We start from the raw sequence: 14,468 nt of genomic DNA, 5'->3' as shown, positions 1-14,468 counted from the left end.
CTGCTATATACACATGCGCCGTCAGAGACCGTCAGTAGACCGTCGGGAGATGGTCCAAAGACAGTCAAAGACCGTCAAAAACGGTCAGAGACCGTAGCGCGCCCGGGCCTCCGCGACCTGCTCCGGCTTGACCTCGCCCCGGCGGGCCAGCTGCGCCAGCGCCGCCAGCACGATCGACTGCGCGTCGACACCGAAGTGCCGGCGGGCCGCGTCGCGGGTGTCGGAGAGGCCGAAGCCGTCCGTACCGAGCGAGGTGTAGTCCTGCTCGACCCACTGGCTGATCTGGTCCGGCACCTGCCGCATCCAGTCGCTGACCGCGAGCACCGGACCCGGCGCGCCGGACAGCGCGCGCGTCACGTACGGCACCCGCTGCTCGCCGCGGAGCAGCGCCGCGTCGGCCTCCAGCGCGTCCCGGCGCAGCTCGGTCCAGGAGGTGGCGGACCAGACGTCGGCCGTCACGCCCCAGTCGGCGGCGAGCAGCTCCTGAGCCGCCAGGGCCCAGTGGATCGCCGTACCGGACGCCAGCAGCTGGGTACGGGGGGCGTCGGCGGCGGCCGGGGTGCCCTCCTTGAAGCGGTACAGGCCCTTGAGGATGCCCTCCTCGACGCCCTCGGGCATCGCGGGCTGCGGCATCGGCTCGTTGTAGACCGTCAGGTAGTAGAAGACATCCTCGGGCGTGGGCCCGTACATCCGCCGCAGACCGTCCTTGACGATCACCGCGATCTCGTACGCGAACGCCGGGTCGTAGTTGAGCGACGCCGGGTTGGTGGACGCGATCAGGTGCGAGTGGCCGTCCGCGTGCTGGAGGCCCTCACCCGTCAGGGTCGTACGGCCGGCCGTGGCGCCGACGATGAAGCCCTTGCCGAGCTGGTCGGCGAGCTGCCACATCTGGTCGCCCGTGCGCTGCCAGCCGAACATCGAGTAGAAGATGTAGAACGGGATCATCGTCTCGCCGTGCGTCGCGTACGACGTGGCGGCGGCGATGAAGTCGGCCATGGAGCCGGCCTCGGTGATCCCCTCGTTGAGGATCTGGCCGTCCTTGGCCTCCTTGTAGTACATGATCTGGTCGCGGTCGACCGGGTCGTACGTCTGCCCCAGCGGCGAGTAGATACCGGCCGACGGGAACAGCGCCTCCATACCGAAGGTGCGCGCCTCGTCCGGGACGATGGGGACCCAGCGCTTGCCGGTCTCCTTGTCCCGCATCAGGTCCTTCATCAGACGGACGAACGCCATGGTCGTCGCCACGGACTGCTTGCCGGAGCCCTTGTAGACCGCCTGGAACGGCTTGTCGGGCGCCTCGGGCAGCGCCACCGCGTGCACCCGGCGGGCCGGCGCGGGACCGCCCAGCTCGGCGCGGCGCTCCTGGAGGTAGCGGACCTCGGGGGAGTCGGCGCCCGGGTGGCCGTACGGGACGAGGCTCTCGTCCAGCTTGGAGTCCGGGATCGGCAGGTCCAGCAGGTCGCGCATGGCGCGGAACTGCTCGCCGGAGAGCTTCTTCATCTGGTGGTTGGCGTTGCGCGACTCGAAGCCGGCGCCGAGCGTGTAGCCCTTCACCGTCTGCGCGAGGATCACGGTCGGCGCGCCCTTGTGGGCGAGCGCCGCACGGTACGCCGCGTACACCTTGCGGGCCTCGTGGCCACCGCGCGAGGTGAAGAAACACTCGGCGATCTTCGCGTCGGGCAGCAGCTTCGCCAGCTCGATCAGCGCCGGGTCGACGCCGAAGAAGTGCTGGCGGATGTAGGCGACATCACGGGTCGCGTACGTCTGGAACTGGGCGTCCGGGACCTGGCGCAGCCGGCGTACCAGCGCGCCCGTGGTGTCCAGCGCGAACAGCTCGTCCCAGGCGGAGCCCCACAGCGACTTGACGACATTCCAGCCCGCGCCGCGGAACTGGGCCTCCAGCTCCTGCACGATCTTGAAGTTGGCGCGGACGGGACCGTCGAGCCGCTGGAGGTTGCAGTTGATGACGAAGGTCAGATTGTCGAGCTGCTCACGGGAGGCGAGGGCGAGGGCCGCCGTCGACTCGGGCTCGTCCATCTCGCCGTCGCCCAGGAACGCCCAGACGTGCGAGTTGGCGGTGTCCTTGATGGAGCGGTTGGTCAGATAGCGGTTGAAGCGCGCCTGGTAGATCGCGGAGAGCGGGCCCAGACCCATCGAGACGGTCGGGAACTCCCAGAGCCAGGGCAGCCGGCGCGGGTGCGGGTACGAGGGCAGGCCCTTGCCGCCGGACTCCTGGCGGAAGTGGTCGAGGTCGGTCTCGGTGAGCCGGCCGTCGAGGAAGGCGCGGGCGTAGATGCCGGGGGAGGCGTGGCCCTGGATGTAGAGCTGGTCGCCGGAGCCGTCCCCCTCCTTGCCGCGGAAGAAGTGGTTGAAGCCCGTCTCGTACAGCCAGGCGGCCGACGCGAAGGTGGCGATATGACCGCCGACGCCGTAGCGGGCGCCGCGGGTGACCATCGCCGCCGCGTTCCAGCGGTTCCAGGCGGTGATCCGGGACTCCATCTCCACATCGCCGTCGAAGACGGGCTCGGCGGAGGTGGGGATGGTGTTCACATAATCGGTCTCCAGCAGCGCCGGCACCGGGACCCCGGCCGATCCCGCGTGCTGGAGGGTACGACGCATCAGGTACGCGGCCCGGTGGGGCCCCGCGTGTTCGGTGACGGCGTCGAGGGAGGCCGCCCATTCGGCGGTCTCCTCGGTGTCACGGTCCGGGAGCTGGTCCAGCTCGCTCGGGAGTTTGCCTACGGGGTCGGGCATGGTCGCCGCCTTCCGGACTGACTGGAGGGGGGTGGAGAGATGGCCTTGTCTGGCAGGACAGGGCGACGGGCTGGGTGCAGCCCGTCGTCGACTGTAAGTCGTTGATCGATGATCGATCAAAGGGTTGAACGGCAAAACTTCTCGAACTCAAGGAATTGGCATCCCGTGCCGTGATAGTGGGCACCGAGTGACGCTCGAAAATTCATGACATACAGGGTCGAATCAGGCGCGCGGTGCGCATCCGAGCACATGGTCCTTCACCAGTGCGCCAATGGCCGGGTCCCGCCGTCGGAACGCCTCGACCAGCTCCTGGTGCTCCTCCGCGTACGACTTCTGTACGGTCCCGAGCCAGCGGATCGACAGCGCCGTGAAGACCTCGATGCCGAGCCCCTCCCAGGTGTGCAGCAGCACCCCGTTCCCGGCCGCCCGCACCAGCTCCCGGTGGAAGCCCACCGTGTGCCGCACCTGCGCCGTGCCGTCGGCCAGCCGGTCCGCCGTGTACAGCGCGGTGACATGCGGCTCCAGCGCCGAGCAGTCGGCGGCGAGCCGCTCGGCCGCCAGCTCGGCCGCGATCTGCTCCAGCCCGGCCCGGACCGGATAGCTCTCCTCCAGATCGGCCGCGGTCAGATTCCGTACCCGTACGCCCTTGTTCGGTGCCGATTCGATCAGCCGCAGGCTCTCCAGCTCGCGCAGCGCCTCCCGTACGGGGGTCTGGCTGACCTCCAGCTCGGTCGCGATCCGCCGCTCGACGATGCGCTCGCCCGGCTTCCAGCGCCCGCTGACGATCCCCTCCACGATGTGCTCGCGGATCTGTTCGCGCAGCGAGTGGACGACGGGCGCGGTCATGAAGGGGCTCCTCGGGGATCAGCGGTCGATGGACAACGATACGGCGACGCCCCCGCCCGGAGGAGATTCCGGGCGGGGGCGTCGTTGCCGTACAGCGCCCCTAGGGCGTGGTGGATCAGCCCTACAGGCCGAGTTCGACCTCGAACTCGCCCGCTTCGAGGATCGCCTTGACCGCGGTCAGGTAGCGGGCGGCGTCGGCGCCGTCCACCAGACGGTGGTCGTAGGAGAGCGCCAGGTACGTCATGTCGCGCACCGCGATGGTCTCGCCGAGGTCCGGGTGGTTGATGACCACGGGACGCTTGACGGTGGCACCGATGCCCAGGATGGCGACCTGGTTCGGCGGCACGATGACCGTGTCGAACAGCGCGCCGCGCGAACCGGTGTTGCTGATGGTGAAGGTCGCGCCGGCCAGGTCGTCCGGGGTGATCTTGCTCGCCCGGACGGCGGCGGCCAGCTCGGCGGTCTTCTTGGAGATACCGGCGATGTTCAGATCGCCCGCGCCCTTGATGACCGGCGTCATCAGACCCTTCTCGGAGTCCACGGCGATGCCGATGTTCTCCGAGTCGAAGTACGTGATGGTGCCCTCGTCCTCGTTGATCCGGGCGTTGATGACCGGGTGGGCCTTCAGCGCCTGGGCCGCCGCCTTGACGAAGAACGGCATCGGGGACAGCTTGACGCCCTCACGGGCGGCGAAGGAGTCCTTCGCCTGCGCGCGCAGCCGCATCAGCTTGGTGATGTCCACCTCGACCACGGAGGTCAGCTGGGCCTGCGTGTGCAGCGCCTTCATCATGTTCTCGCCGATGACCTTGCGCATACGGGTCATCTTGACGGTCTGCCCGCGCAGCGGGGACGCCTCCAGCTTCGGCGCCTTCGACGCGGCGGCGGGAGCGGGCGCGGCGGCCGGGGCCTGCGCCTTGGCGGCGGCGGCCTTGGCGGCCTCCGCGGCGGCGATGACGTCCTGCTTGCGGATCCGGCCACCGACGCCGGTGCCCTTGACCGCGCTCAGGTCGATCGCGTTCTCCGACGCGAGCTTCCGGACCAGCGGCGTGACATACGCGCCGTCGTCACCGGCGGTCGCGGCCGGCGCGGGCGCCGGGGTGACCGGAGCCGGAGCGGCCGGAGCGGGCGCCGGTACGGGGGCGGGCGCGGCCGGAGCCACCGGCGCGGGCGCCGGAGCGGCGGCCACCGGGGCCGGAGCGGGCGCGGGGGCCACCGGGGCCGGCGCGGGGGCCGGAGCCGGGGCGGGCGCGGGAGCCGCCGGGGCGGCGGGGGCCGGAGCGGCCGGAGCCGCGCCCGGAGCGCCGATGACGGCGAGCTTGGCGCCGACCTCGGCGGTCTCGTCCTCGCCGACCACGATCTCCAGCAGCACACCGGCGACCGGGGCGGGGATCTCGGTGTCGACCTTGTCGGTGGAGACCTCAAGCAGCGGCTCGTCCTCCGCGACCTCCTCGCCGACCTCCTTCAGCCAGCGGGTGACGGTGCCCTCGGTGACCGACTCGCCCAGCGCGGGCAGCGTGACATCGGTACCGGAGGCGCCACCCGCCGGAGCGGCGGCAGCGGCGGCGGGCGCGGGCTCGGCGACGGGCGCCGGAGCCGCGGGGGCCTCGGCGACCGGGGCCGGGGCCGGAGCCGGGGCAGGGGTGGGCTCGGCGACGGGAGCCGGCGCGGCGGCCGGGGCCCCCGTACCGTCGTCGATGATCGCCAGCTCGGCGCCGACCTCGACGGTCTCGTCCTCGGCCACCTTGATGGACGCCAGGACACCGGCGACGGGCGCCGGGATCTCGGTGTCGACCTTGTCGGTGGAGACCTCCAGCAATGGCTCGTCGGCCTCGACGCGCTCGCCCTCGGCCTTCAGCCAGCGGGTGACAGTGCCCTCGGTGACGCTCTCGCCGAGCGCCGGCAGGGTTACGGAAACCGCCATGGTTTCAGTTGCTCCTAACAGATGTGCGGAAGTGGTCGTCGCGCCCGGACTGAAGCATCAGTCGTGGGAGTGGAGGGGCTTGCCGGCCAGGGCCAGGTGGGCCTCGCCGAGCGCCTCGTTCTGGGTCGGGTGGGCGTGGATGAGCTGCGCGACCTCGGCCGGCAGAGCCTCCCAGTTGTAGATCAGCTGTGCTTCGCCGACCTGCTCGCCCATACGGTCACCGACCATGTGGACGCCGACCACGGCGCCGTCCTTCACCTGGACGAGCTTGATCTCGCCGGCGGTCTTGAGGATCTTGCTCTTGCCGTTGCCCGCGAGGTTGTACTTGAGGGCGACGACCTTGTCCGCGCCGTAGATCTCCTTGGCCTTCGCCTCGGTGATACCGACGGAGGCGACCTCGGGGTGGCAGTACGTCACCCGGGGCACGCCGTCGTAGTCGATCGGCACGGTCTTCAGACCGGCCAGCCGCTCGGCGACGAGGATGCCCTCGGCGAAGCCGACATGCGCGAGCTGGAGGGTCGGGACGAGGTCACCGACGGCGGAGATCGTCTCCACGTTCGTCCGCATGTACTCGTCGACGACCACATAACCGCGGTCGAGCGCGACACCCTGCTCCTCGTAACCGAGCCCCTGCGAGACCGGGCCGCGGCCGATCGCGACCAGCAGCACCTCCGCCTCGAAGGTCTTGCCGTCGGCCAGCGTCACGCGGACGCCGGTCTCCGTGTACTCGGCCTTGTCGAAGAACGTGCCGAGGTTGAACTTGATACCGCGCTTGCGGAAGGCGCGCTCCAGCAGCTTGGAGCTGTTCTCGTCCTCCAGCGGCGCGAGGTGCTTGAGACCCTCGACGATCGTCACGTCCGTACCGAAGGACTTCCACGCCGAGGCGAACTCGACGCCGATGACGCCGCCGCCCAGGATGATCGCGGACTCCGGGACGCGGTTCAGCGTCAGCGCGTGGTCGGACGAGATGATCCGGTCGCCGTCGATCACCAGACCCGGCAGCGACTTCGGTACGGAACCGGTCGCGAGGAGGACATGACGGCCCTGGACCCGCTGCCCGTTCACATCCACGGACGTCGGCGACGACAGCCGGCCCTCGCCCTCGATGTACGTCACCTTGCGCGAGGCGACGAGCCCTTGGAGGCCCTTGTACAGGCCCGAGACGACCTCGTCCTTGTACTTGTGCACACCCGCGATGTCGATGCCCTCGAACGTGGCCTTGACACCGAACTGCGCGCTCTCGCGCGCCTGGTCGGCGACCTCGCCCGCGTGCAGCAGGGCCTTGGTGGGGATGCAGCCGTTGTGCAGGCAGGTGCCGCCCAGCTTGTTCTTCTCGATCAGTGCGACGTCCAGGCCCAGCTGCGCTCCGCGCAGCGCCGCGGCGTAACCGCCGCTACCGCCGCCGAGGATCACTAGGTCGAAAACGGTGCTGGCGTCGTTCGCCACGTCACGTCCTCCATGCATGTGCGCCGGGCGCGGTCCGCTGACCGGGCGGCGGCTTGTCTTCGGCCGCTATGTCTTCGGCCCTGTGGTGGGGGCCCTGTCCTGCCGGTTACCCATCTTTGCACGCGCCGGGGTGGGACGGGGTCGGGGGTGTCCAGGGGCACAACGCCCCGGCCGCCCCTCATCCGCACCACCCCGGGCAAGGCCGTGACCACCGGCGGGAGGGGGCCGGGGTCGCAGGAGGTGACGTCCCCGGATGTAGAGCGTGATTTGTGCCGCTGTATGCGCGTGCAGTCGGCCGATATGCCGCACGCGGCGTAAATCATGCATCCGGGGATGCGCCTCCGGAGTGCCCCGGCCCCCGGCACGGGACAGACGCGCCCGCGCCCGGGACGGCCCCGGCTACGCCGCGAAACGCTCCGCGAGCTTTACCAGCGTCCGGATCGACGAGCCCGTGCCGCCCTTCGGGGTGTAGCCGTACGGCGCGCCCTCGTGGAAGGCCGGGCCCGCGATGTCGAGGTGGGCCCAGGTGATGCCCTCGCCGACGAACTCCTTCAGGAAGAGGCCGGCGACCAGGCCGCCGCCCATCCGCTCGCCCATGTTGGCCAGGTCGGCCGTCGGGGAGTCCATGCCCTTGCGCAGGTCGGAGGGGAGGGGCATCGGCCAGGACGCCTCGCCCGCCTCCTCCGCGATCTCGTGCAGGGAGGTACGGAACGCGTCGTCGTTCGCCATGATGCCGAACGTACGGTTGCCCAGCGCCAGCACCATCGCGCCGGTGAGGGTGGCCACGTCGACGATCGCGTCCGGGGCCTCCTCCGAGGCGCGGGTGAGGGCGTCGGCGAGGACGAGGCGGCCCTCGGCGTCGGTGTTGAGGACCTCGACGGTCTTGCCGCTGTACATGTGCAGGACGTCACCCGGGCGGGTGGCGGAGCCCGACGGCATGTTCTCGGCGAGGGCGAGCCAGCCGGTGACGTTGACGCGCAGGCCGAGCCGGGCGGCGGTCACGACCGCGGCGAACACCGCGGCGGCGCCGGCCATGTCGCACTTCATGGTCTCGTTGTGACCGGCGGGCTTCAGCGAGATGCCGCCCGAGTCGTAGGTGATGCCCTTGCCGACCAGGGCGAGGGTCTTGACCGCGTCCGGGTGCGTGTAGGCGAGCTTGACCAGGCGCGGCGGGTTCTCCGAGCCCTGGCCGACGCCGAGGATGCCGCCGTAGCCGCCCTTGGCGAGCGCCTTCTCGTCGAGGACCTGCACCTTGATGCCGTTCTCCTTGCCGGCGGCGGTGGCCACGGCGGCGAAGGACTCGGGGTTGAGGTCGTTCGGCGGGGTGTTGACGAGGTCACGGGCGCGGTTGACCTCCTCGGCCAGCGCGATCGCGCGGTCGGCCGCGGCCTTGTGGGCCTTGTCGCGCGGCTTGGCGCCGAGCAGGGCGACCTCGGCGAGGGGCTGCTTGGGGCCCTCGCCCTTCTTCGCCTTCTTGCCGCCGCCCTGGTACGCCGTGAAGGCGTACGCGCCGAGGAGGGCGCCCTCGGCGATCGCCTCGACGTCCACGGTCGCCTCGACGGGCAGCGCGAACGCGGCCTTCTTCACGCCCGAGAGGGCGCGCGCGGCGGACCCGGCGGCGCGGCGCAGCGTCTCGGCGCCGTACGTCTCGTCCTTGTCCGGTACGGAACCGAGCCCGACCGCGAGGACGACCGGGGCCTTGAGCCCGGCCGGGGAGGGCAGCTTCGTCACCTCGCCCTCGGCCCCGGAGGCGCCGAGGGTCTCCAGGACGGTGGCGAGCTTGCCGTCGAACGCCTGGTCCACGGCCTCGGAGCCCGGTGCCGCCACCGGCCCCTTGGTGCCCTTCGCGACGCCGACGACGATCGCGTCGGCGCGCAGCGTCGCCGCGCTGGAGGTGCTGAGAGTGAGAGCAGTCACGGTGGTGAAATCTCGCTTCCGTAGAGTTCTTTGGCGGTCGAGGGGTGGGCCGACCGAGCCCGCCGCATCGTAACGACCGGACGGCCACAGACGCGGTCCGTGGCGGGATCGAGCCTACGCTGAGTGATATACGTCGCTCACCGGGGCGGCGGTTCACGGTTCGGTGGGCGCCTTTTCCGTGTTTGCGCGCCCCGTGCCGCCTCACCCGCTGATGATCTTGTCAGCCAAATGTGAGCACGACCACGACGGCGGTCGCCGCGGTCTCCGCGAGCGCGCCGAAGACATCGCCGGTGACCCCGCCGAAGCGGCGCACGCAGTGCCGCAGCAGCGCGTGCGCGCAGACCAGCGCGGCGAGGACGGCCAGCGCGTGGTGGACCGCGCCGGCCGGGCCGAAGGGCGCCCCGGCCGCCGCGCCGGCCGCGCAGGCGAGCACCGCGACGAGCGCCGCGGCCCGTACGGACACGGTGCCGGCCACCGCGGCGCCCAGACCGTCGGGCCGGGCCGGCGGGACGCCCGTACGGCAGGCCAGGGTGAGCGCGATCCGGGCGGTGACCCCGGACAGGACGACGGCGGCCGTGCCGCGCGCCCAGCCCGTCTCGTACAGCGCGGCCACCGCGGCGGTCTGGCCGAGCAGCACCAGCAGCAGGGTGACCACCCCGAACGGCCCGATGTCCGACCGCTTCATGATCCGCAGCGCGTCCTCGGCCGGCCGGCCGCTGCCCAGGCCGTCCGCCGTGTCGGCGAGCCCGTCGAGGTGCAGTCCGCGGGTGAGGACGGCGGGCACGGCGACGGCGGCGACGGCCGCGAGGAGCGGGGCCGCGCCCGCGAGCAGGAACAGCCCGCCGACGACCGCCGCCGCACCGCCCACGACCAGCCCGGCGGCCGGCGCCCACAGCATTCCGGCGCGGGCGGCGGTACGGTCCCAGCGCGTCACCCGGACGGGCAGCACGGTGAGGGTGCCGAACGCGAAGCGCGGGCCGTCGATGGTGCTCATCGCGCGAGCCTACGACGAGCGGCGCCCGGCGCCCGGACCGGGACGCACCCAGGAGCGGGGCTGCGGCGCTAAATTGGCGGATATCTGGCATCGCACGCATTCCGCCGCTCGGAAGCAGACCGCATGGGCCACTGGTTTCACCAGAACATCGTCGGACCGGGCAAGCTCCCCACCCTGCTCGCCCTCGCCTCCTTCGTCCTGACCTTCCTGCTGACCCGTACGGTCACCCGGCTCATCCGCGCCGGGAAGGGGCCGTTCCGCGACATCGCGCCGGGCGGGGTGCATATCCACCATGTGGTGCCCGGGGTGATCCTCACCGTGATCGGCGGGTTCGGCGCCGTGGGCAGCGGCCGGCACGGCGTCGGGGCCGCCGTCTGCGCGGTGATCTTCGGAATCGGCGCCGGGCTCGTGCTGGACGAGTTCGCGCTGATCCTCCACCTCAGCGACGTCTACTGGACCGAGCAGGGCCGGCAGAGCGTGGAGGCCGTCATCCTGGCCGCCGCGCTGGCGCTGCTCGTGCTCAGCGGCTTCTCGCCGCTGGACGTAGGGTCGCTCTCGCAGGAGGAGCAGCAGGGCCGGGTCTCGGCCGTCGTGACGCTGCTGGTCAACTTCGTGTTCGTGCTCATCACCCTGCTCAAGGGCAAGCTGCGGATGGCGCTGGTCGGCACCCTGGTGCCCTTCGTCGCGCTCGTCGGCGCGATCCGGCTGGCCAGGCCGTCGTCCCCGTACGCCCGTCATCTCTACCGCCGCCGCCCCAGGGCGCGGGCCAGGGCGGCCCTGCGGGTGTACCGGCGGGACAGGCGCTGGGCCGGGCCCCGCCGCAGGATTCAGGACTGGATCGGCGGCACGCCCGACGGCGAGTGACCGCCGCCGCCGCGCCGGCGGCGGGAGAGGACGGCGCAGATCACGGCCACCGCCGCGACCGCCGCCAGATGCTCCCGGCCCGCCAGGTTGTCCTTGACGACGCACTCGACGACCAGCGCGGCCACCAGCACCCCGCCCGTCCACCACGCGCGGTAGCGCCAGCACAGGAAGACACCGAGGCCCACGACCGCCGCCGAGGGGCCGGTGTCCACGATCACGGCGTCCGAGGCGGGCAGCCCGATGAAGGACTTCGGGCCGAGCGCGATGCCCACCCGCGCGTAGAGCGTCCCGGCCAGCGTCGCCACGTACGCGACCAGCAGCGTCCGCCACCGGCCCAGACATATCTCCGCCAGCCCGAACACCACCAGGATCTGCCCCAGCGCGCCCCACACCGGCAGATCGAGCGCCGGTACGCACAGCGACAGGGGCGTCCGCAGCAGGGCCGCCACGAGCGGGTCCTCGGCCCGTACCGCGCCGAGGTCCATCACCGCCCGGTAGCCCCACGGCTGGTTCTGCGCGTACTGGAGCAGAGCCGTCAGGAACACCGCCGTGAGCGTTATCGGAAGGGCCCGCGCCCCTCGCTCGGACAGCGCCGCCCGTACGGCCCTGAGCATCGGCCCCCATTCGCGGCGCGCGATCTCACGCGGTCGCGCAGCGTTCACCGGCGGCTCTCCAGCCGTCGGCGGTGCAGCCACCGGGGCAGGCCCGGCGCTTCGAGGAAGCCCTCGGCGCGGCCCGCCGAGACCCCGATGCGCAGCAGGTCGGCACTCTTCTCGAACAGCATGAACCGCGGCTCCCAGATCGGCCGGTACTTGGCGTTGGCGCGGTAGAGCGACTCGATCTGCCACCAGCGGGAGAAGAAGCTCAGCAGCGAACGCCACAGCCGGAGCACCGGCCCCGCGCCCAGTTTCGCGCCACGTTCGAAGACGGACCGGAACATCGCGAAGTTGAGCGAGACCTGAGTGATCCCGATCTCCTTCGCGTGCTGGAGCAGTTCGATGACCATGAACTCCATCAGGCCGTTCTCGCTGTCCCGGTCGCGGCGCATCAGGTCCAGCGAGAGCCCCTCGGGCCCCCACGGCACAAAGCTCAGTACGGCCTTCAGCTCGCCCGTGCCGGGTCCCTCCGGGCCGTTCTCCCGGCATTCGAGCATCACGCAGCGGCCGTCGTCCGGATCGCCCAGCCGGCCGAGCGCCATCGAGAAGCCGCGCTCCGTCGCGCCGTCGCGCCAGTCGTCGGCGCGGCGCAGCAGCTCCGCCATCTCGTCGGCGGGGATGTCCTCGTGGCGCCGGACCCGGACCTGGTAGCCGGCCCGCGCGACCCGGTTGTACGCCTGGCGCACGGTCCGCATCGCCCGCCCCTCCAGGGTGAACTCGGCGGTCTCCACGATCGCCTCGTCCCCCAGCTCCAGCGCGTCCAGGCCGTGCCGGGCGTAGACCGTGCCGGCCTCCTCGCTCGCGCCCATCACGGCCGGCGTCCAGCCGTGCTCCCGGGCCTCGGCCAGCCAGGCGTCGATCGCGCCCGGCCACGCCTCCGGATCACCGATCGGATCGCCGGACGCCAGCGAGACCCCGCCGACCACCCGGTAGGTGACGGCGGACTTGCCGCTCGGCGACCACATGGCGCTCTTCTCGCGGCGCAGCGCGAAGTAGCCGAGGGAGTCGCGCTCGCCGTACTTGTCGAGCAGGACGCGCAGCCGCGACTCGTCCTCCTCGGTCAGCGGATCGACCGCCCGGCGCGAGCGGAAGGCCGCGTACAGCACGGCGAGCAGCAGCAGGGTGGAGAGCACGTTGATGGAGACATTGGCCCAGCCCGGCGTGGAGATGTGCGGGAACCGGTCGCTGTCGGTCAGCCAGATCAGCCGCAGCGCGCCGTACTGCCAGCGCTCCAGGAAGGTCGTGGCGCCGTGCCCGGTGTTGGTGACCGTGACGAGCAGCCCGGCCAGCAGCGAGGCGGCCAGCAGCCCGCCGGCGGCCACGGCGGCGGCCAGCTTCGGATTCGACCGGTCGCCCTTCGCGTAGAACTCCCGGCGGCCCGCCGCCAGCGCGGCCACGAAGGCGGCCGTCAGCGCGAACGAGACCCAGTTCTGCGGATAGTGCCGGATCTCCGGAAGGAGCATCACCAGACAGAGCAGCAGCAGGAAGAGCCCCGACATGACCATGTTGAGGATCCACGCCGCGCGCTTGCGGCGCCGCATGGTGATCGCCAGGAAGAGCGTGAAGGCGCCCGACGCGAAGCCCGCCGTGAGCAGGTACGGGGTGAAGAAGTTGTTGACGTTGTGCCGCCGTACGTCCTGGCCGAAGGAGACCCAGACGGCGCCCAGGAAGTTCAGGAACGCGACGGCGCGCAGATACCAGACGGCGAACGCCGCGCAGCGCCGCGAACGGACCGTGCTGCCGCCCGGGGCGGGACCCCGGGCGGGAACGCTGGCCTGTACCGGGGCGGGACCCCGGCTCGGTCGGTCGGCAGGCACCTGAACATCTCCCATGAAACACGATCATATGGGGCATCGTGCTCCGTACTGGGCGACGGATGACGTGGCCGCGCACCGCGTGGCCACGTCCGATGCCTCACTCCGTGGTGACCGGCTCCGCGGGCTCCTCCTCCGCCGCTTCCGCCGCCTTCTCCGGCAGCTCCGCCGCCAGCGCGGCGGCGGCCCGTACGAGCGGCAGCGCGAGGAGCGCCCCGGACCCTTCCCCCACAGTGACGCCCTGGTCGAGCAGCGGGTTGAGCGCCATCCGGTCCAGCGCCTTCGCCTGTGCCGGCTCACCGCTCAGCTGGCCCGCCAGCCACCAGTCGGGCGCCCGGAACGCCGCCCGCTGCCCCACCAGCGCGCACGCCGCCGAGACCACCCCGTCCAGGATCACCGGCATCCGCCGCACCGCGCTCTGGAGCAGGAAGCCCGTCATCGCGGCCAGATCCGCGCCGCCGACCGTCGCCAGCAGCTCCAGCTGGTCACCGAGGACCGGCCGGGCCCGGCGCAGCGCGTCCCGTACCGCCGCGCACTTGCGCATCCACGCCAGATCGTCGATGCCCGCGCCGCCGCGCCCGGTGACCACCGAGGCGTCCGTACCGCAGAGCGCGGCGATCAGGGTGGCCGCCGCCGTGGTGCCGCCGACGCTCAGATCGCCCAGGACGACCAGATCCGTACCGGAGTCGGCCTCCTCGTCCGCGATCGCCATCCCCAGCCGGACGGCCATCTCCGCCTCCGTGGCGGTCAGCGCGTCCTCGATGTCGATCCGCCCGCTGCCGCGCCGCACCCGGTGGCGTACGACCTCGTCGGGCAGGAGCGAGGGATCGCAGTCCAGCCCGGCGTCCACGATCCGTACGGGCACATCCGCCAGCCGGGCCAGCACCGCGACGGGGCTCTCGCCCTCCAGCGCGGCACGCACCAGCCGGTGCGCGGAGCCCGCGGGGCGGCCCGACACATCGAGCGAGGCCACCCCGTGGTCCCCGGCGAACAGCACCACCCGCGGCTGCTTCAGGGCCTTGACCGGTACGGCGCCCTGGGCGGCGGCCAGCCACTCGCCCAGCTCGTCGAGGCGCCCGAGCGACCCGGGCGGCACGGTCAGCCGCTCCCGGCGTTCCTCGGCGTCACGCCGCGTACCGCTGTCGGGGCGCTCGATCAGATCGGAGAAGTCGTCGAGATTAAGCGAACTCATCCGCCGACAGTACCGTCCCGTTCCCGGTGTTCTCCCGGGTCCTCCCGGGAGAGGGCGGCCGTCG

Annotated in this window: 10 protein-coding genes; 1 reads left to right on the top strand and 9 read right to left on the bottom strand. The window is 71.9% G+C overall.

Annotation, left to right across the window (positions count from 1 at the left end; translation table 11 throughout):
* Positions 1–84 precede the first annotated feature (84 nt).
* The 6 genes from aceE to DVK44_RS06830 form a co-directional block, all read right to left on the bottom strand.
* Positions 85–2,754 carry a pyruvate dehydrogenase (acetyl-transferring), homodimeric type gene (gene aceE, locus DVK44_RS06860; RefSeq protein WP_114658828.1) on the bottom strand — a complete coding sequence of 890 codons (2,670 nt, stop codon included), beginning with the start codon at positions 2,752–2,754 and terminating at the stop codon, positions 85–87.
* A 222-nt stretch (positions 2,755–2,976) separates the two neighbouring features.
* A complete protein-coding gene (locus DVK44_RS06855; RefSeq protein ID WP_114658827.1) occupies positions 2,977–3,600 on the bottom strand; it encodes a GntR family transcriptional regulator in 624 nt (207 codons plus the stop codon).
* 121 nt (positions 3,601–3,721) lie between these two features.
* The gene (gene sucB / locus DVK44_RS06850) at positions 3,722–5,521 is read right to left on the bottom strand and encodes a 2-oxoglutarate dehydrogenase, E2 component, dihydrolipoamide succinyltransferase (RefSeq protein WP_114658826.1); all 1,800 of its coding nucleotides are present in this window, start codon (positions 5,519–5,521) and stop codon (positions 3,722–3,724) included.
* Positions 5,522–5,578: 57 nt separating this feature from the next.
* Positions 5,579–6,967 (bottom strand): dihydrolipoyl dehydrogenase, encoded by a 1,389-nt coding sequence (gene lpdA, locus DVK44_RS06845; protein ID WP_114658825.1) that lies wholly within the window; start codon positions 6,965–6,967, stop codon positions 5,579–5,581.
* Positions 6,968–7,366: 399 nt separating this feature from the next.
* Positions 7,367–8,884, bottom strand: a complete 1,518-nt coding sequence (locus DVK44_RS06835; RefSeq protein ID WP_114658823.1) for a leucyl aminopeptidase — start codon at positions 8,882–8,884, stop codon at positions 7,367–7,369.
* A gap of 220 nt (positions 8,885–9,104) precedes the next feature.
* Positions 9,105–9,878 (bottom strand): adenosylcobinamide-GDP ribazoletransferase, encoded by a 774-nt coding sequence (locus tag DVK44_RS06830; RefSeq protein WP_114658822.1) that lies wholly within the window; start codon positions 9,876–9,878, stop codon positions 9,105–9,107.
* Positions 9,879–10,001: 123 nt separating this feature from the next.
* On the opposite strand from DVK44_RS06830, the gene DVK44_RS06825 reads away from it, so the two are divergent.
* The gene (locus tag DVK44_RS06825) at positions 10,002–10,742 is read left to right on the top strand and encodes a hypothetical protein (RefSeq protein ID WP_114658821.1); all 741 of its coding nucleotides are present in this window, start codon (positions 10,002–10,004) and stop codon (positions 10,740–10,742) included.
* On the opposite strand, the gene DVK44_RS36265 is transcribed toward DVK44_RS06825, so the two are convergent.
* The 3 genes from DVK44_RS36265 to cobT all read right to left on the bottom strand — a co-directional run bounded on the left by DVK44_RS36265 (position 10,706) and on the right by cobT (position 14,404).
* Complete coding sequence (locus tag DVK44_RS36265; RefSeq protein ID WP_181957614.1) at positions 10,706–11,356, bottom strand: hypothetical protein; 651 nt, start codon at positions 11,354–11,356, stop codon at positions 10,706–10,708. The genes DVK44_RS06825 and DVK44_RS36265 overlap by 37 nt on opposite strands.
* A gap of 44 nt (positions 11,357–11,400) precedes the next feature.
* Positions 11,401–13,230: a phosphatidylglycerol lysyltransferase domain-containing protein gene (locus tag DVK44_RS06815; RefSeq protein ID WP_114658820.1), complete on the bottom strand. Its 1,830-nt coding sequence runs from the start codon at positions 13,228–13,230 to the stop codon at positions 11,401–11,403.
* Between the two features lie 82 nt (positions 13,231–13,312).
* Positions 13,313–14,404, bottom strand: coding sequence for a nicotinate-nucleotide--dimethylbenzimidazole phosphoribosyltransferase (cobT, locus tag DVK44_RS06810; RefSeq protein WP_114658819.1), 1,092 nt, complete (start codon positions 14,402–14,404; stop codon positions 13,313–13,315).
* Positions 14,405–14,468: the final 64 nt, after the last annotated feature.

Origin of the sequence: Streptomyces paludis (assembly GCF_003344965.1) — a bacterium.
GTDB classification, from domain to species: domain Bacteria; phylum Actinomycetota; class Actinomycetes; order Streptomycetales; family Streptomycetaceae; genus Streptomyces; species Streptomyces paludis.
The sequence above is the reverse complement of the archived record's forward strand: the minus strand, read 5'-3'. Positions and strand labels throughout refer to the sequence as shown.

Excerpts from the sequence above, each read along its gene's own strand:
- DVK44_RS06855 (WP_114658827.1), bottom strand. The coding sequence starts at position 3,600 with ATGACCGCGCCCGTCGTCCACTCGCTGCGCGAACAGATCCGCGAGCAC.
- DVK44_RS06830 (WP_114658822.1), bottom strand. The coding sequence starts at position 9,878 with ATGAGCACCATCGACGGCCCGCGCTTCGCGTTCGGCACCCTCACCGTG.
- sucB (WP_114658826.1), bottom strand. The coding sequence starts at position 5,521 with ATGGCGGTTTCCGTAACCCTGCCGGCGCTCGGCGAGAGCGTCACCGAG.
- DVK44_RS06825 (WP_114658821.1), top strand. The coding sequence starts at position 10,002 with ATGGGCCACTGGTTTCACCAGAACATCGTCGGACCGGGCAAGCTCCCC.
- aceE (WP_114658828.1), bottom strand. The coding sequence starts at position 2,754 with ATGCCCGACCCCGTAGGCAAACTCCCGAGCGAGCTGGACCAGCTCCCG.
- cobT (WP_114658819.1), bottom strand. The coding sequence starts at position 14,404 with ATGAGTTCGCTTAATCTCGACGACTTCTCCGATCTGATCGAGCGCCCC.
- DVK44_RS06815 (WP_114658820.1), bottom strand. The coding sequence starts at position 13,230 with ATGGGAGATGTTCAGGTGCCTGCCGACCGACCGAGCCGGGGTCCCGCC.
- DVK44_RS36265 (WP_181957614.1), bottom strand. The coding sequence starts at position 11,356 with ATGCTCAGGGCCGTACGGGCGGCGCTGTCCGAGCGAGGGGCGCGGGCC.